At 67.1% G+C, this 15,622-nt stretch carries 17 protein-coding genes; 12 read left to right on the top strand and 5 right to left on the bottom strand.

What is annotated here, in order from left to right; genetic code table 11:
- Positions 1–125 precede the first annotated feature (125 nt).
- Positions 126–1,217, top strand: a complete 1,092-nt coding sequence (locus DX03_RS12050; RefSeq protein ID WP_038692319.1) for an ABC transporter ATP-binding protein — start codon at positions 126–128, stop codon at positions 1,215–1,217.
- A 140-nt stretch (positions 1,218–1,357) separates the two neighbouring features.
- Here the strand turns inward: DX03_RS12050 and ygfZ are convergent, their stop codons facing one another.
- On the bottom strand, positions 1,358–2,221 hold the full coding sequence (gene ygfZ / locus DX03_RS12045) for a CAF17-like 4Fe-4S cluster assembly/insertion protein YgfZ (RefSeq protein ID WP_038689049.1): 864 nt from the start codon (positions 2,219–2,221) through the stop codon (positions 1,358–1,360).
- Between the two features lie 39 nt (positions 2,222–2,260).
- On the opposite strand from ygfZ, the gene DX03_RS20725 reads away from it, so the two are divergent.
- From DX03_RS20725 to DX03_RS12000, 10 genes are all read left to right on the top strand, one after another.
- Positions 2,261–2,434, top strand: coding sequence for a DUF1674 domain-containing protein (locus tag DX03_RS20725; RefSeq protein WP_081797234.1), 174 nt, complete (start codon positions 2,261–2,263; stop codon positions 2,432–2,434).
- A 56-nt stretch (positions 2,435–2,490) separates the two neighbouring features.
- Complete coding sequence (gene sdhC, locus DX03_RS12040; protein ID WP_038689047.1) at positions 2,491–2,883, top strand: succinate dehydrogenase, cytochrome b556 subunit; 393 nt, start codon at positions 2,491–2,493, stop codon at positions 2,881–2,883.
- Entirely contained in the window at positions 2,880–3,266 is a 387-nt protein-coding gene (gene sdhD, locus DX03_RS12035) for a succinate dehydrogenase, hydrophobic membrane anchor protein (protein WP_038689045.1), read from the top strand. Before sdhC ends, sdhD begins: the two co-directional genes overlap by 4 nt.
- 31 nt (positions 3,267–3,297) lie before the next feature.
- The gene (sdhA, locus tag DX03_RS12030; RefSeq protein ID WP_038689043.1) at positions 3,298–5,088 is read left to right on the top strand and encodes a succinate dehydrogenase flavoprotein subunit; all 1,791 of its coding nucleotides are present in this window, start codon (positions 3,298–3,300) and stop codon (positions 5,086–5,088) included.
- Positions 5,089–5,251: 163 nt separating this feature from the next.
- Entirely contained in the window at positions 5,252–6,037 is a 786-nt protein-coding gene (locus DX03_RS12025; protein WP_038689041.1) for a succinate dehydrogenase iron-sulfur subunit, read from the top strand.
- A gap of 148 nt (positions 6,038–6,185) precedes the next feature.
- Entirely contained in the window at positions 6,186–6,434 is a 249-nt protein-coding gene (locus DX03_RS12020) for an FAD assembly factor SdhE (RefSeq protein ID WP_038689039.1), read from the top strand.
- Positions 6,435–6,498: 64 nt separating this feature from the next.
- A complete protein-coding gene (locus DX03_RS12015; RefSeq protein ID WP_051598851.1) occupies positions 6,499–6,834 on the top strand; it encodes a hypothetical protein in 336 nt (111 codons plus the stop codon).
- A 23-nt stretch (positions 6,835–6,857) separates the two neighbouring features.
- Positions 6,858–8,099 carry a lipoprotein-releasing ABC transporter permease subunit gene (locus tag DX03_RS12010; RefSeq protein ID WP_038689035.1) on the top strand — a complete coding sequence of 414 codons (1,242 nt, stop codon included), beginning with the start codon at positions 6,858–6,860 and terminating at the stop codon, positions 8,097–8,099.
- On the top strand, positions 8,092–8,805 hold the full coding sequence (gene lolD / locus DX03_RS12005) for a lipoprotein-releasing ABC transporter ATP-binding protein LolD (RefSeq protein WP_038689033.1): 714 nt from the start codon (positions 8,092–8,094) through the stop codon (positions 8,803–8,805). Before DX03_RS12010 ends, lolD begins: the two co-directional genes overlap by 8 nt.
- An 87-nt stretch (positions 8,806–8,892) precedes the next feature.
- Complete coding sequence (locus DX03_RS12000; protein ID WP_038692317.1) at positions 8,893–9,354, top strand: DUF6491 family protein; 462 nt, start codon at positions 8,893–8,895, stop codon at positions 9,352–9,354.
- Positions 9,355–9,449: 95 nt separating this feature from the next.
- On the opposite strand, the gene DX03_RS11995 is transcribed toward DX03_RS12000, so the two are convergent.
- From DX03_RS11995 to ftsY, 3 genes are all read right to left on the bottom strand, one after another.
- Positions 9,450–9,719 (bottom strand): oxidative damage protection protein, encoded by a 270-nt coding sequence (locus DX03_RS11995; RefSeq protein ID WP_038689032.1) that lies wholly within the window; start codon positions 9,717–9,719, stop codon positions 9,450–9,452.
- Positions 9,720–9,722: 3 nt separating this feature from the next.
- On the bottom strand, positions 9,723–10,862 hold the full coding sequence (mutY, locus tag DX03_RS11990; protein ID WP_038689030.1) for an A/G-specific adenine glycosylase: 1,140 nt from the start codon (positions 10,860–10,862) through the stop codon (positions 9,723–9,725).
- 183 nt (positions 10,863–11,045) lie between these two features.
- Positions 11,046–12,494 carry a signal recognition particle-docking protein FtsY gene (gene ftsY, locus DX03_RS11985; protein ID WP_038689028.1) on the bottom strand — a complete coding sequence of 483 codons (1,449 nt, stop codon included), beginning with the start codon at positions 12,492–12,494 and terminating at the stop codon, positions 11,046–11,048.
- A 231-nt stretch (positions 12,495–12,725) separates the two neighbouring features.
- Here ftsY and DX03_RS11980 point away from each other — a divergent pair, with 231 nt between their 5' ends.
- Complete coding sequence (locus DX03_RS11980; protein WP_051598850.1) at positions 12,726–13,058, top strand: hypothetical protein; 333 nt, start codon at positions 12,726–12,728, stop codon at positions 13,056–13,058.
- Between the two features lie 235 nt (positions 13,059–13,293).
- Here the strand turns inward: DX03_RS11980 and htpG are convergent, their stop codons facing one another.
- Positions 13,294–15,192 (bottom strand): molecular chaperone HtpG, encoded by a 1,899-nt coding sequence (gene htpG / locus DX03_RS11975; protein ID WP_038689026.1) that lies wholly within the window; start codon positions 15,190–15,192, stop codon positions 13,294–13,296.
- Positions 15,193–15,622 lie beyond the last annotated feature (430 nt).

The following is a 15,622-nucleotide window of genomic DNA, read 5'->3' as shown; positions in this document are numbered from 1 at the left end:
TGAGCAGACTGTATTCGATTGCAGTGGTCGCCGTCATGCGGCACCACGCCATCGACCTGCCATCGGGAGGGCCGAAGGCAGTTCCGCATCAACAGCCCGGCAGCGGGCGGACTGGAATGGGTGATATGGCAAAAGTGCAGTTGCAGGGCGTTCGCAAGGTCTACGACAACGGCCAGGTGGCCGTCCAGGGCGCGACCTTCGAAGTGGCCGATGGCGAATTGATGGTGCTGGTGGGGCCGTCGGGGTGTGGCAAGTCGACCTTGCTGCGCATGGTGGCCGGCCTGGAAGAAATCAGCGGGGGCACGCTGACCATCGGTGACCGGGTGGTCAACGACGTGGCGCCCAAGGACCGCGACATCGCCATGGTGTTCCAGAGCTATGCGCTGTACCCGCATATGACCGTGGCCGAGAACCTGGCTTTCGGCCTGAAGCTGCGCGGCCACGACAAGGCCACGATCAGCAAGCGGGTGACCGAAGCGGCTGAAACGCTGGGCCTGACCGACATGCTCGACAAGCTGCCCAAGGCGATGTCCGGCGGCCAGCGCCAGCGCGTGGCACTGGGCCGCGCCCTGGTGCGCGAGCCGGCGGTGTTCCTGCTCGACGAGCCGCTGTCCAACCTGGACGCCAAGCTGCGCCACAGCGTGCGCACGGAAATCGCGCAGCTGCACCGCAAGCTGGGCACCACCATGATCTACGTCACCCACGACCAGGTGGAAGCGATGACCCTGGGCCAGCGCATCGTGGTGCTCAAGGACGGCGTGATCCAGCAGATCGACACGCCCATGGCGCTGTACGACCGCCCGGCCAACCTGTTCGTGGCAGGCTTCCTGGGCAGCCCGGCGATGAACGTGCTGCGCGGCACCCTGCAGCGCAACGACAGTGGCGTGGTGGTGCAGGACACCCAGCTGACCGCGCCGCTGGGCCAGGCGGCGATCGATCCGGCCTGGATCGGCCGCACCGTGGCCGTGGGCGTGCGCCCGGAGCACCTGCAGCCGGCCGCCGCCGACGATGCCACCGCGTTCGTGGCCACCATCGACGGCATCGAGCCGGTGGGCAACGAGATCTTCGTCAACATGACCGGCGGCGGCCAGCCCCTGGTGATGCGCGTTGCCCCGCAGGCGCTGCCGGCAGTGGGCGAGACCATCCGCGTGGCGATCCACCCGCAGGGTCTGCATTTCTTCGATGCGGAGAGCGGCGAGCGGTTGAACGCGGCCTGAGGTGGCGGGCGGGTTTCCGGGATTGCCGGCCAGCGGCCGGCAATCCCGGTGCCGCGTGATCGGGTGGTGCCGGCCGCTGGCCGGCAACCACGCAGCACGATCAACGCTCCTGATGTGGCGCATCGACCAACGGTCGATGCCTACCGGGCCAGGCCATCCAGCAGCGGCAGGTGCACGGTTTCCACGCCGTCCACCGACACCGGATCGCTGGCGATTTCCAGCGGCAACACCGCCAACGCCAGGTCGCCGGCCACGCTGGCCACCGTGCCGATCGCCGCGCCGTTCTGCTGCACCTGCGCACCGCTGGCGGTGCCATCGCCCACCCGCAGCAACTGCAGCGCGCGCTTGGCCTTGCCCAGGAAATGGGTGCGCGCCACGATCTCCTGGCCCGGGTAGCAGCCCTTCTTGACGCTGTACCCGTTCAATCGGTCCAGCCCCAGCTGCTGCGGCGTCCATTGCTCGCGCTGGTCGGCGGCCAGACGCGGCACACCGTAGCGCAGATCCGATTGGCGCCAGGCCAGCACGAAGCCGGCATCGTCGGTGGCCGTGGCACCGTCCAGCGGCGCGATCCGCAGCGTCCGCGGCAGGGCATCGCTGCCCACATCCAGCTCCAGCGTCTCACCGTGCACCGCGATTGCGGCGTCCGACGCCGCTTCCGGTGCAGTGAAGCTGCCGGCCACGATCCGGTCATCGCGCACCGCGATCTTGACCTTCCGGCGGAACACAAAACGCTGCAATTGCGACGCAATCGCATCGGCGTCGCCATCGGCCAGCACCAGCAGGATCCGTTCTTCATCCACCCGGATCAGCTGGAACACAGCAATGGTGCGGCCTTTGGCGCTCAGCCAGGCGCTCCACTGCCAATGCCGGACGGGCAGGGCAGTGACGTCGCTGGAAAATTGGGCGTGGGCGAACGCGGCCGCATCGGGACCATCCAGACTGAGCAGCTGGTGACCGGAGAGGCGCGGAAAACCGTTGAAATCCATGGGCAGGTTGTCAGGCACGTGAACGGGGTCTAAAATTTGTGCGTTGCGAGACCACCCATGATAGGCCAAACAACCCCCACTCCAGATTCCGACTCCGAAGCCCCGCAGGTCGATGAGAAGCAGCCGCTTCCGCAGACCCCTGTGGTGCCCGTGGAGATTGGTGGCCGCGGCGGACTCGATCCGGTGCGGTATGGAGACTGGGAGAAAAACGGACGCTGCATCGATTTTTGATCAGCATTGAGCCAACGCGGCATTGCGCCGCCCAGCCGAGACAACGAGCCCAGCGAATGGCCGCCAGAGAACGTCCCCTTTCCCCGCACCTTCAGGTGTATCGCTGGCAGATTCAGATGGCCACCTCGATCCTGCATCGAGCATCCGGCATCTTTCTGTCTGTTGGAGCCCTGATCATCGCCGGCGGCCTGCTCGCCCTGATGATGGGTCCTGAATCCTGGAACTGCTTCACCGGCCACGCCGGTAGCTGGTACGGCAAGTTGTTCCTGTTTGCATGGACGTGGGCCTTCGCCTACCACCTGTGCAACGGCATCCGGCACATCGTGCAGGATTTCGCGATCGGCTTCTCCATTCCTGCCTTCGTGCGCAGCAGCTGGATCTCGGTCTTTGCCAGCCTGGTGATCACCGCCCTGGTCTGGGCCTACGTCTTCGCCGGAGCCGCCGCATGAACAAGTTCCGTACCCCGCTGAAGAACGTGCGTGGCCTTGGCGCGGCCAAGACCGGTACCGAGCACTTCGTGATGCAGCGCCTGACCGCCACCGCGCTGGTCGGCCTGACCATCTGGTTCCTGGTGTTCGTGCTGAGCCTGATCGGCGCCGATTACGTGACCGCCACCGACGCGGTGTCCAAGCCGTGGAATGCGGTGCTGCTGGTCGGCTTCCTGGTCGCGATGTTCTGGCACGCCCAGCTCGGCCTGCAGGTCGTGCTGGAAGACTACATCCACAACTCGCTGCTGGCCCTGGCGCTGCAGACCACGGTGAAGTTCATCGCCGTGCTCGGCGCGATCGTCAGTGTTTTTGCGGTCGCCCGCATTGCGCTCGGCGTTGCCTGAGTCCAGGCACCAAGACAGGAATCCAGATTAGATGTCCGCTTACAAGATTACGGAACACAAGTACGACATGGTCGTGGTCGGCGCCGGTGGCGCTGGCCTGCGCGCTACGTTCGGTCTTGCCGCCAAGGGCCTGCAGACCGTCTGCCTGACCAAGGTCTTCCCGACCCGTTCGCACACCGTGGCCGCGCAGGGCGGTATTTCCGCCGCGCTGGGCAACATGGGTGAAGACGACTGGCGTTACCACTTCTTCGACACCATCAAGGGCTCGGATTGGCTGGGTGACCAGGACGCCATCGAGTACATGTGCCGCGAAGCGATTCCGGCCATCATCGAGCTGGAACACTACGGTGTGCCGTTCAGCCGTACCGAGGAAGGCAAGATCTACCAGCGCCCGTTCGGTGGCATGACCACCAAGTACGGCGAAGGCCCGTCCGCGCAGCGCACCTGCGCCGCGGCCGACCGTACCGGCCACGCCATGCTGCACACGCTGTACCAGCAGTCGCTGGCGCACAACGCGCGCTTCATGATCGAGTACTTCGCGCTCGACCTGATCTTCGATGACGAAGGCGTCTGCCGCGGCGTGCTCGCCCTGGACATGGCCGACGGCTCGCTGCACCTGTTCCGCGCCCACGGCGTGGTGCTGGCCACCGGCGGTTACGGCCGCGCCTACTTCAGCGCCACCTCGGCCCACACCTGCACCGGCGACGGCGGCGGTCTGGTCATGCGTGCCGGCCTGCCGATGCAGGACATGGAGTTCGTGCAGTTCCACCCGACCGGTATCTACGGCGCGGGCTGCCTGATCACCGAAGGCGTGCGTGGCGAAGGCGGCATCCTGCGCAACAGCAACGGCGAGCGCTTCATGGAGCGCTACGCACCGCACTACAAGGATCTGGCCTCGCGCGACGTGGTGTCGCGTTCGATGACCATCGAAATCCGCGAAGGCCGCGGCGTCGGCGAGCACAAGGATCACATCCTGCTCGACCTGACCCACCTCGGCCCGGGCGTGATCGACGACAAGCTGCCGGGTATCGCCGAAAGCGCCCGCATCTTCGCCGGCGTGGACGTGCACAAGCAGCCGATCCCGGTCATCCCGACCGTGCACTACAACATGGGTGGCATCCCGACCAACTACCACGGCGAAGTCGTGCGCAAGCTGGGCGACAACAACGATGCCGTGGTACCGGGCCTGTACGCCATCGGCGAAGCGGCCTGCGTGTCGGTGCACGGCGCCAACCGCCTGGGCTCCAACTCGCTGCTCGACCTGGTGGTGTTCGGTCGCGCCGTGGCCAACCGCTGTGCCGAGACCATCAAGTCCGGCGCGCCGCACAAGACCCTGCCGTCCGATGCGTGCGACAAGGCGCTGGGCCTGCTGGACAAGCTGCGCTACGCCAACGGCGACACCCCGACCTCGGTCATCCGCGACAACATGCAGCGCACCATGCAGAACGACGCGGCGGTGTTCCGGACCAGCAAGACCCTGGAAGAGGGTTGCAGCAAGATGGCCGAGATCTACGACTCCTTCCAGGACGTCAAGGTCACCGACCGCTCGCTGGTGTGGAACTCGGACCTGATCGAAACCTACGAGCTGAACAACCTGCTGCTCAACGCCGTGGCGACGATCAACTCGGCCGAACAGCGCAAGGAAAGCCGTGGCGCGCATGCGCATGAGGACTTCCCGGACCGCGACGACGTCAACTGGCAGAAGCACACGCTGGTCAATGTCGACGACAAGGGCAAGTGCAGCTTCGAATATCGCCCGGTGCACATGTACACGTTGAGCAAGGACGTGGACGTGGTACCGCCGAAGCCGCGCGTGTACTAAGAGACCTGCGGGATGACCTCCGGCCACGCAGCGCCTGCCCACCTTCCTGCCCGCACGGGCAGGGTGGTGCGCGCGCTGCGGGCCGGCGGTGTCAACTTCCTCATCTTCCGTGCTAGCCGCGCCTGCATCGCAGCGCGAGCCGCCTGAGCCAACGAGAACAGCCATGGCCGAGTTTTCCCTCCCCAAGAATTCCAAGATCGGAAAGGGCAAGCACTTCCCCGCCAAGAGCGGTGCGAAGAACACGCGCACTTTCAAGATCTACCGCTGGAGTCCCGACGACGACAGCAACCCGCGGACCGATACCTACGAGATCGATCTGGACAGCTGCGGCCCGATGGTTCTGGACGCGCTGATCAAGATCAAGAACGAGGTCGACCCGACCCTGACCTTCCGTCGTTCGTGCCGCGAAGGCATCTGCGGTTCGTGCGCGATGAACATCGACGGCACCAACACGCTGGCCTGCACCCGCGCCATTGCCGATTGCGGCAAGGCTGAAGTGCCGATCTACCCGCTGCCGCACATGAGCGTGGTCAAGGACCTGGTGCCGGACCTGACCCACTTCTACGCGCAGTACGCGTCGATCAAGCCGTGGATCCGCACGCAGACCCCGCCGCCGCCGGATCGCGAGCGCCTGCAGTCGCCGGAAGACCGCAAGAAGCTGGACGGCCTGTACGAGTGCATCCTGTGCGCGTGCTGCTCCACCAGCTGCCCGAGCTACTGGTGGAACGGCGAGCGTTACCTCGGCCCGGCGATCCTGCTGCAGGCCTACCGCTGGATCGTCGACTCGCGCGATGAAGACACCGGTGCGCGCCTGGACGAACTGGAAGACCCGTTCAAGCTGTACCGCTGCCACACCATCATGAACTGCTCGCGCACCTGCCCGAAGGGTCTGAACCCGGCGCTGGCCATTGCCGAGATCAAGAAGCTGATGATGGCGCGCCGCGCCTAAGCTGGGCGCTGCCCGGCTGTGCACGTAGAGCGGGGCTCTGCCCCGCTGAAAGGAGCCGGGCTCTGCCCGGCTGCATCAACGCCGGGCGCGACCCGGCTGCACGTTCGGCCGGGCCATGCCCGGCCTTGCTGTTTCCGGAGCCTGATAGATGGACGAAGCCACTGAACTGAAGAAGCTGCGCTGGCGTTGCCGGCGTGGCATGCGTGAACTGGACCAGCTGTTCGGGCGTTACCTGGACCGCTGCTGGCTGCAGGCACCTACCGAGGAGCGCGAGGTTTTCCTGTTCCTGCTGGAAAGCGAAGACGATAGGTTGTGGCGCTGGTTCATGGGTTACGAGGAGTGCCCGCATGCGCAGCCTGCCGCGCTCATCGCCCGGATCCGCGCCCTGCCGGCTTGAGTGGCGGCCTTCCCGCTGGCAGTGCGGAGCGCACTGGCTGATCACCGCGCTGCTGCCGTGGGCGGTGTTCAGCACTGACCTGACCGACCGCTGGCACTGGCCGGCCGCCCTGCTGGCCGTGGCCATGGGCGCAACCGGGGCGTGGCGCTACCGGCGCATGCCCGCCCAGGCCATCGTGATACCCCCCGGTGACGACCCGGCGCAGGTGGATGGGCAGCCGGTCGATGACCTGCAGCTGTCTGATCGTGGCGTGCTGCTGCAACTGGCCTGGCGCCAGCAGGGACGCCGCCACTGGCGGCTGTTCTGGCCCGACACGCTCACCCCGGCGCAACGACGTGAACTGCGACTGGCCGTGCGCGCACGCTGCATTTCCCGTTCACGTCCAGCAGTGGCACCATAGCCTGAATTGTCCGGCGCACCTGCATGTTCAAACCCATACCTGTTTCGATCGGTCTGCGCTATCTGCGCGCCAAGCGCCGTAACGGCTTCATCTCCTTCATCTCGATGGCCTCCATCCTCGGCATTGCGCTGGGGGTGACCGTGCTGATCACCACGCTGGCCGTGATGAGCGGCTTCCAGAAGGAAATCCGCGACCGCCTGCTGCAGATGACCGCCCATACCACCATCACCAGCGATGGCGCGCCGATGTCGGACTGGCAGCGTGCGGTGGATGCGGCCAAAAAGGATCCGCGCGTGGCCGGCGCTGCCCCGTACATCGAGATCCAGGCCATGCTCAGCGGTCCGCGCGTGCAGGGTGCGATCGTGCAGGGCATCGACCCGGCACTGGAGCCGGGCGTGTCGGTGATCAACCAGAAAGTGGTCAAGGGCAGTTTCGACAGCCTCACCCCGGGCAGCTACAACCTGCTGGTGGGCAAGGAGCTGGCGATCTGGTTGGGCGTGAATGTCGGTGACACCGTGCTGGTGACCCTGGCCGAAGTGCAGGGCACCCCGGTGGGCGCGATGCCGCGGCTGAAGCGCTTCACCGTCAGCGGCATCTTCGAGGCCGGCTACAACGAGATCGACAAGGGCGTGGCGTTTGCCAACATGGCCGACATGGAGCGCGTGCTGCGCATGGACGGCGTGACCGGCGTGCGGCTCAAGCTGCATGACATGGACAAGGCGTTGGACGTTGGCGTGGACCTGGCCCACAGCCTGGGCGGCGCGTACCGGGTCAGCGACTGGACCCAGCAGAACGCCAACCTGTACCACTCGCTGCGCATGGAAAAGGTGGTGATGGGCATCCTGCTCTCGCTGATCATCGCCATGGGCGCGTTCAACCTGGTGTCGTCGCAGGTGATGCTGGTGACCGACAAGCAGGCCGATATCGCCATCCTGCGTACCCTCGGCCTGACCCCGGGCGGGGTGATGCAGGTGTTCATGGTGCAGGGCTCGCTGATCGGCATCATCGGCACCGTCGCCGGCGTGATCGGTGGCATCACCCTGACCTTGAACCTGGAACGCATCCTCGGCGCGATCGAGACGGTGTTCAACGTCAAGCTGTTGCCCGAGGACGTCTATTACATCACCGGCCTGCCCACCGACATGCAGGCACCGGACATCATCGTCATCACCCTCATCGCGCTGGCCATGAGTTTCCTTGCCACCTTGTATCCCGCGTGGCGCGCTGCCCGCACCCAGCCGGCGGAGGCCCTGCGCTATGAATGAGCCGATCGATCGCGGCGACGAAGTGATCCGTGCCCAGGGGCTGGCCAAGGTGTACGCCGAAGGCCGCATGCACACCCCGGTGTTCAACGGGCTGGACCTGACCGTGTCGGCCGGCGAAACGGTGGCCATCATCGGCGCGTCCGGCGCCGGCAAGAGCACGCTGCTGCACCTGCTGGGCGGGTTGGACACGCCCACCGCAGGCGAGGTATTTGTGACCGGGCATCGCATGTCGGGGCTGACCGATGGCCAGCGCGGCCTGCTGCGCAACCGGGCGCTGGGCTTCGTGTACCAGTTCCATCACCTGCTGCCGGAGTTCACGGCGTTGGAAAACGTGATGATGCCCGTGCTGCTGGGCGGCCAGGAAGTGGCGGCTGCCAAGGAGCGCGCGCAGCTGCTGCTGGAGTCGGTGGGCCTGGGCCATCGGCTGGAGCACAAGCCGGGCGAACTGTCCGGCGGCGAGCGCCAGCGTGCGGCCGTGGCGCGCGCGCTGGTCAACAAGCCGGCCTGCGTGCTGGGCGACGAACCCACCGGCAACCTGGATGACAAGACGGCCGCCACGGTGTTCGAACTGATGCTCGAACTCAACCGCGCGCACCACACCAGCCTGGTGCTGGTGACCCACGACCGCAACCTGGCGCGCAAGCTGGACCGCGTGCTGGAGCTGCGCGAAGGGCGCCTGCACGAACTGGCCAACAGCGAGGTCTGAGCTGGCCGCTGAATGGTCGGCGCGACCCTGTCGCCGGCCTCACCCAACAGGTGCATCATCGGCATGTTCATCCTTGAAGGTGGTGCCATGAAGACCCTGATCGGAGCGGCTGTGCTGTGCCTTGCCCTGGTGGCGTGCGCCACCACCGGGCGCCTGTCCAGCCAGCAGCGGCTGGAGCTGTACCGGGCCCATGCCGGCCCGCCACAGGACAGCCTGCAGTACTTCGGATCGTTGAATGGCTGGACCGAGCTGGGCGACAGTGCGCTGGCGGTCTGGACCCGGCCCAGCGAGGCGTATCTGCTGGAACTGCGCGGTCCGTGCCAGGGCCTGGACTACGCCGCGGCCATCGGCCTGACCAGCCAGATGGGGCGGGTGTCGGCGCGGTTCGACAAGGTGCTGGTGCGTGACCCGACGCCGGGGCCCACCCTGCCGTGCTTCATCGGCAGCATCCGCAAGCTGGATGTGCAGGCCTTGCGTTCGACCGAGAAGGAGCTGCGCCAGGCGCAGGTGCAGGAGCGCCAGGACGCGCAGGCCGTGCCGGCGAAGTGACGACGTAGGGACCGCTTGGCGGTCGGGCGTTGCGTGGCGGCCATGTACCGACCAACGGCCGGTACGTACCGGTCACGATGGTCGGCAGGCGGCAATCACGCTTCGGGAACGAAACCTGCCGGCTTTTCGGCGTCCTTCTCGAACAGGTATTTCACCAGCTCGGTTTCCAGGAAGGCGCGGTGCTTGGGATCGCGCGGCGACAGCCGGTTTTCGTTGATCAGCATGGTCTGGTGCGCCAGCCAGGCGCTCCAGGCGCTCTTGCCGATGCCGTTGAAGATGCGCTGGCCCAGCTCGCCGGGGTAGGGCACGAAGTCCAGGCCTTCGGTGTCGCGTTGTTCGTACTGGCAGAAAACGGTGCGGGGCATGGCTTACTCGGACTCGGGTGAAGGTGGTGCGCCCCGCATTGTACGGCGCTTGGGCCGGGCCGGCGGCGCACCGGTGTCCAGCAGCTTGCGGATCGGCGCAGGCAGGCCGAGGCTGGGCAGGTCGGCGGCGGCCACCCAGCGCAACGTCGGGTCATCGCGTTGCAGGCCATCCACGCGCTGCACCAGCACCTGCAGGTGCAGCCGGTAGTGGCTGAAGGTGTGCTCCAACACGGGCAGCACCTCTGCGTCATCCAGCGAACCGCTCACGTGGGTGTCGAACCAGTCCTGCAGGTCGCTGCCGGTGTCGGCTTGCGGCAGCGTCCACAGCTGCGCCCAGATGCCGGTGTCCGGGCGCTTCTGCAGCAGCACGCGGCCATGGCCATCGCGCAGCAGCAGTGCGGTGGCTTCACGTTCGGGCAGGGTCTTGGTGGGCTTGGGCGTGGGCAGTTGGTCGGTGCGGCCTTCGCGGCGCGCCACGCAGTCCGCCTGCAGCGGGCAGATCACGCAGGCCGGCCGGCTGCGGGTGCACACGGTGGCGCCCAGGTCCATCTGCGCCTGGGTGTAGTCGGCCATGCGCGCGTCGGGCACGTGCGCCACGTGCGCGTCGGCCAGGGCCCACAGCGCCTTCTCCACCTTGGGCAGGCCGGGGAACCCGTCGATGCCGTGGTAGCGCGTCAGTACCCGCTTGACGTTGCCGTCGAGGATCGCAAAACGGTCGTTCCAGGCCTGGCTCAGGATCGCCGCGGCGGTGCTGCGGCCGATGCCGGGCAGCGCGTTCAAGGCCTCGACATCGCGCGGCAGCGCGCCGCCGTGCTGTTCAACGCAACGCTGCGCGGCGGCATGCAGGTTGCGGGCGCGGGCGTAGTAGCCCAGCCCGGCCCACTGCGCCATCACTGCATCGTTGCTGGCTGCGGCGAGGTCGGGCAGGGTGGGGAACACGCGTAGAAAGGCCAGGAAGTACGGAATGACCGTGCCGACCTGGGTCTGCTGCAGCATGATTTCCGACAGCCACACCCGGTACGGCGAGCGCGGATGCTGCCACGGCAGGTCGTGCCGGCCATGCCCGTCGAACCACGGCAGCAGCCGCGCGACGAAGGCATCGTCGGCGGGGACAGGGGCGCTGGCAGTGGGCTGGCGTGGCATGGTGATTCCTGGACGGGGGTAGAGCCACCCCATGGGTGGCTGCTCTATCCGGGCGGGGCAGCGCAAACTGCCGACGATGCATCCCCGTCCGATACAGCCACCCATGGGGTGGGCTCTACCAACCCGGGTGCGGCGATGCATTCACCGGGGGCGCGCGGGACGTACGCCCAGCGCGCCGTTCGATCAGCTGCCCAGCGCTTCGGGCAGCAATGCGTCGACGAAGGCTTCCGGGTCGAACACGCGCAGGTCTTCCGGGCGCTCGCCGATGCCGGCAAAGCGGATCGGGATGCCGAACTCGCGGGCCAGCGCAAACACCACGCCCCCCTTGGCGGTGCCGTCCAGCTTGGTCACCACCAGCCCGGTCACGTTGACCGCGGCATGGAACTGACGCAGCTGCGACAGCGCGTTCTGCCCGGTAGTGCCATCGATCACCATCAGCACCTCGTGCGGTGCCGCCGGGTCGATCTTGCCCAGCACGCGGCGGATCTTGCCCAGTTCGTTCATCAGTCCGCCCTGGGTGTGCAGGCGGCCGGCGGTGTCGGCGATGAGCACTTCGGTGCCACGGGCCTTGCCGGCCTGCAGCGCGTCGAACGCCACCGAGGCGGCATCGGCGTTCTGGCCCTGGGCCACCACGGTCACACCGTTGCGCTCGCCCCAGATCTGCAGCTGGGCCACGGCGGCGGCACGGAACGTATCGCCGGCGGCCAGCATCAGGCTGTGGCCATCGTCCTTGAAGCGCTTGGCCAGCTTGCCGATGGTGGTGGTCTTGCCCACGCCGTTGACGCCGACGGTGAGGACCACGAACGGCTTGGCGCTGCGGTCGATGACCAGTGGTTTGGAGACCGGTTGCAGGATGGCGATCAGGTCGCTGCGCAGCGCAGCCAGCAGCGCGTTGGCATCGGCGAATTCGCGCGCCTTCATGCGCTTGCGCAGGCCCTCCACCAGCGCGGTGGTGGCGCCCACGCCCACATCGGCGGTGATCAGCGCGGTTTCCAGTTCATCCAGCAGGTCGTCATCGAGCTTGGGATTGCGCGAGAACAGGCCGCCGAAGCTGCGTGCGATGACGCTGTTGCGCAGGCGGTCGCGCCAGCCCAGCTTGCCCGGTGCTGCGGCAGCGGTGCCTTCAGCCGGCTCGGTGGCCAGCGGCTGCGCGGCTTCCTGGGTGATCTGGTTGGCGACCAGCACCGGCGGCGGCAAGGGCGCGGCGATGGGTTCGGCCACCACCAGCGGGGCCGGGGTGGTCGGTGCGACAACGGCGGGCGCCACGGCGGCAGCCGTATCGGGCACAGCGGCCGGAACCACGGCAGGCGCGGCCACAGGGGCGGCGACCGGTGCTTCGGGCGTAACCGGTGCTGGCGCGACGGTGGCAGCAGGTACAACCGGCGGCAGCGGCGCGGCGGGTGGCGCAACGGGAGCCTCGGCAGCAGGCGTCTCGACAGCGGGCGCGTGAGCGGCGGGCACCTCAGCGGCAGGCACCTCGGCAGCAGGGGCCTCGATCGGCGCCGGCGCCGACGGGCCATCCTGGCTGGCCTGCGGGAACGCCGCGGCCAGTTCTTCGGCCGAATAGTGCTGGGTCTTGGGCGCGTCCTGGGGAGCGTCCGGGGTCTTTTTGCGACGGAAGAAACTGAGCATTGGATTCGGCGCTGAAATCAGGGGGATATGCTACCACTGCGCCCTTGGACGGCAGTGCGAACGTTGGTTTGCATTGCTGCGGGCAGCCGACCAACGGTCGGCTCTACCGGCCACCACCCACCACCGGGTAGAGCCGACCGTTGGTCGGCTGTCGGGTAGAGCCGACCGTTGGTCGGCTGCCGTCTTAAGCCAGCGCCGCGGCAGCCGCTAACGGCTGTGAAGCACTGCGTCATGCGGACGCAGCTGTACATCGTGGAGTGCAGGACCGTGAACGTGATGTCCATTGCCAGCTCGGGCCTGCGCGCCGCCACCCTTGGGGTGCAGGCGGCCGCGTCGAACGTGGCGCGCCTGCCGGTTGCCGAGGCCACCCGGATCGGCGTGGCCCAGGCCGCGGTTGCCGGCGGCGGGGTGGACGCCAGCCTGGTCGAGGTGGCGGCCGATCCGGCTGCGCCGGTGTCGGACCTGCTTGCCGCGAAAGAGGCGGTGCTGACGTTTGCTGCCAACGCCACGCTGATTCGCCGCAGCGACCAGATGCTGGGCGCGTTGCTGGACAAGCGCGCCTGACCCCGGACCACCACAGCCGGTAGTGCCGGCCGCTGGCCGGCTCCTCGCACCAGTGTGGTTTCCCATGAGCCGGCCAGCGGCCGGCACTACCGGTCATGCGACTGCAGCCATCTGCCGGCCGCTGGCCGGCTCCTCGCACCAGCGTGGTTTCCCATGAGCCGGCCAGCGGCCGGCACTACCGTGTGTGCGAAAGCCGACCGTTGGTCGGCACGCACCCGTCCCAGCATCGGTCGCCTTACGCCGACAATTCCAGCAGCAGCTTGTTGAGCCGGCGCACGTAGGCGGCCGGGTCCTTCAGCGTGTCACCGGCGGCCAGCGCGGCCTGTTCGAACAGCACGCGGCTGAGGTCGTCGAAGCGGGCGCTGTCGGCTTCCTGGTCCAGCTTGCCGATCAGCGGGTGGCCGGGGTTGAACTCGAACACCGGCTTGCTGTCGGGCACCTTCTGGCCGCTGGCTTCCAGGATCTGGCGCATCTGCAGGCCCAGGTCCTGTTCGCCGATGGCCAGGATCGCCGGGGAGTCGGTGAGGCGGTGCGACACGCGCACGTCGGCGACATCCTCGCCCAGCGCGGCCTTGATGCGGTCGACCAAGCCCTGCTTGTCCTTGGCGGCTTCTTCCTGGGCCTGCTTGTCTTCGGCGCTTTCCAGCGCGCCCAGGTCCAGGTCGCCGCGGGCGACGTCGACGAACGACTTGCCGTCGAACTCGGTCAGGTACCCCATCAGCCATTCGTCGATGCGGTCGGTGAACAGCAGCACTTCGATGCCCTTCTTGCGGAACACTTCCAGGTGCGGGCTGTCCTTGACCTGGGTGTAGCTGTCGCCGGTCAGGTAGTAGATCTTGTCCTGGCCTTCGATCATGCGGCCCACGTAATCGGCCAGCGACACGCTCTGCTCGCCGCTGGTGTCATGCGTGGAGGCGAAGCGCAGCAGGCCGGCGATCTTTTCGCGGTTGTTGAAGTCTTCGGCGGGGCCTTCCTTGAGCACCTGGCCGAACTGCTTCCAGAAGCCAGCGTAGACGTCGGGCTTGTCGGTGGCCAGCTTCTCCAGCATGTCCAGCGAACGCTTGGTCAGGGCCGACTTCATGGAGTCGATGACCGGGCCGGACTGCAGGATTTCGCGCGAGACGTTCAGCGACAGGTCGTTGGAGTCGACCACGCCCTTGATGAAACGCAGGTACATCGGCAGGAACTGTTCGGCCTGGTCCATGACGAACACGCGCTGCACGTAGAGCTTCAGGCCCTTGGGCGCGTCGCGGTGGTACAGGTCGAACGGGGCGTGGCCGGGCACGTACAGCAGCGAGGTGTACTCGAGCTTGCCTTCGACCTTGTTGTGGCTCCAGGCCAGTGCATCCTGGTGGTCGTGGGCGGCGTGCTTGTAGAACTCCTGGTACTCGGCGTCGCTGATCTCGGTGCGCGGGCGGGTCCACAGGGCGCTGGCGCGGTTGACGGTTTCCCATTCAACCTCGGCCGGGGCGTCGTCGCCGTGGTGTTCCTTGACCATCTGGATCGGCAGGCCGATATGGTCGGAGTACTTCTTGATGATGCCGCGCAGGCGCCAGCCATCGGCGAAGTCGTGCTGGTCGTCCTTGAGGTGCAGGACGATGCGGGTGCCGCGCTCGGGCTTGTCGATGGGTTCGACGTCGAACTCGCCTTCACCGCGCGAGGACCAGTGCACGCCTTCGCTGGCGGGCAGGCCGGCACGGCGGGAGTAGACGTCGACCTGGTCGGCGACGATGAAGGCGCTGTAGAAGCCGACGCCGAACTGGCCGATCAGCTGGGAGTCTTTCTTCTGGTCGCCGGAGAGCTGGCGCAGGAAGTCACCGGTGCCGGACTTGGCGATGGTGCCGAGGTGCGCGATGGCATCCTCGCGGCTCATGCCGATGCCGTTGTCGTCGATGGTGAGGGTGTGGGCGTCGGCATCGAAGCTGACACGGATGCGCAGGTCGCCGTCGTTTTCGAGCAGGGCCGGCTGGGTCAGCGCTTCAAAGCGCAGTTTGTCGGAGGCATCGGCGGCGTTGGAGATGAGCTCGCGAAGGAAGATTTCCTTGTTGGAGTACAGCGAGTGGATCATCAGCTGCAGCAGCTGTTTGACTTCGGTCTGGAAGCCCAGGGTTTGTTTTTGGGTCTGCTCGGTCACGGTGACGATGCTCCTTGGACGATGCCGCGCCCGGCGCGGCGGCTGGCTCAAGGGGTAGGGGTGGTGGGGTGGGTTTTCAAGAGCGGGGGCCGGAGCGAGAGCCAGGGGCCGGAGCCGAAGCCGAAGCCGAAGCCGAAGCCGAAGCATGACGCCAGAGCATGAAGCCAAAGGCGCGGCGCCTATCTGTCTGCGTGGGAGGCCGGTGGGGATGCGGTCCCGGGACACGGCGTAAATCCATCCTTGGAGCCTCGTGGGCAACATCCATGTTGCCCAACGGTCCCGGGACCGCATCCCCACCGGCCTCTGGCAGACGTTCCGAGTGACGCGGGTAGAGCCACGCCACGCGTGGCTGATCTTCGTTCCGGGGCAGGGATGTTGGTAGCGGCCGGTAGAGCCACGCCATGCGTGGCTGCTCTTCGTTCTGGAATCG

Origin of the sequence: Stenotrophomonas rhizophila (assembly GCF_000661955.1) — a bacterium.
GTDB classification, from domain to species: domain Bacteria; phylum Pseudomonadota; class Gammaproteobacteria; order Xanthomonadales; family Xanthomonadaceae; genus Stenotrophomonas; species Stenotrophomonas rhizophila.
Note: the sequence above shows the minus strand (reverse complement) of the source record. Positions and strands in the feature narration are given on the sequence as shown.

Excerpts from the sequence above, each read along its gene's own strand:
- DX03_RS12050 (WP_038692319.1), top strand. The coding sequence starts at position 126 with ATGGCAAAAGTGCAGTTGCAGGGCGTTCGCAAGGTCTACGACAACGGC.
- DX03_RS20725 (WP_081797234.1), top strand. The coding sequence starts at position 2,261 with ATGATAGGCCAAACAACCCCCACTCCAGATTCCGACTCCGAAGCCCCG.
- sdhC (WP_038689047.1), top strand. The coding sequence starts at position 2,491 with ATGGCCGCCAGAGAACGTCCCCTTTCCCCGCACCTTCAGGTGTATCGC.
- sdhD (WP_038689045.1), top strand. The coding sequence starts at position 2,880 with ATGAACAAGTTCCGTACCCCGCTGAAGAACGTGCGTGGCCTTGGCGCG.
- sdhA (WP_038689043.1), top strand. The coding sequence starts at position 3,298 with ATGTCCGCTTACAAGATTACGGAACACAAGTACGACATGGTCGTGGTC.
- DX03_RS12025 (WP_038689041.1), top strand. The coding sequence starts at position 5,252 with ATGGCCGAGTTTTCCCTCCCCAAGAATTCCAAGATCGGAAAGGGCAAG.
- DX03_RS12020 (WP_038689039.1), top strand. The coding sequence starts at position 6,186 with ATGGACGAAGCCACTGAACTGAAGAAGCTGCGCTGGCGTTGCCGGCGT.
- DX03_RS12010 (WP_038689035.1), top strand. The coding sequence starts at position 6,858 with ATGTTCAAACCCATACCTGTTTCGATCGGTCTGCGCTATCTGCGCGCC.
- lolD (WP_038689033.1), top strand. The coding sequence starts at position 8,092 with ATGAATGAGCCGATCGATCGCGGCGACGAAGTGATCCGTGCCCAGGGG.
- DX03_RS12000 (WP_038692317.1), top strand. The coding sequence starts at position 8,893 with ATGAAGACCCTGATCGGAGCGGCTGTGCTGTGCCTTGCCCTGGTGGCG.
- DX03_RS11995 (WP_038689032.1), bottom strand. The coding sequence starts at position 9,719 with ATGCCCCGCACCGTTTTCTGCCAGTACGAACAACGCGACACCGAAGGC.
- mutY (WP_038689030.1), bottom strand. The coding sequence starts at position 10,862 with ATGCCACGCCAGCCCACTGCCAGCGCCCCTGTCCCCGCCGACGATGCC.
- ftsY (WP_038689028.1), bottom strand. The coding sequence starts at position 12,494 with ATGCTCAGTTTCTTCCGTCGCAAAAAGACCCCGGACGCTCCCCAGGAC.
- DX03_RS11980 (WP_051598850.1), top strand. The coding sequence starts at position 12,726 with ATGCGGACGCAGCTGTACATCGTGGAGTGCAGGACCGTGAACGTGATG.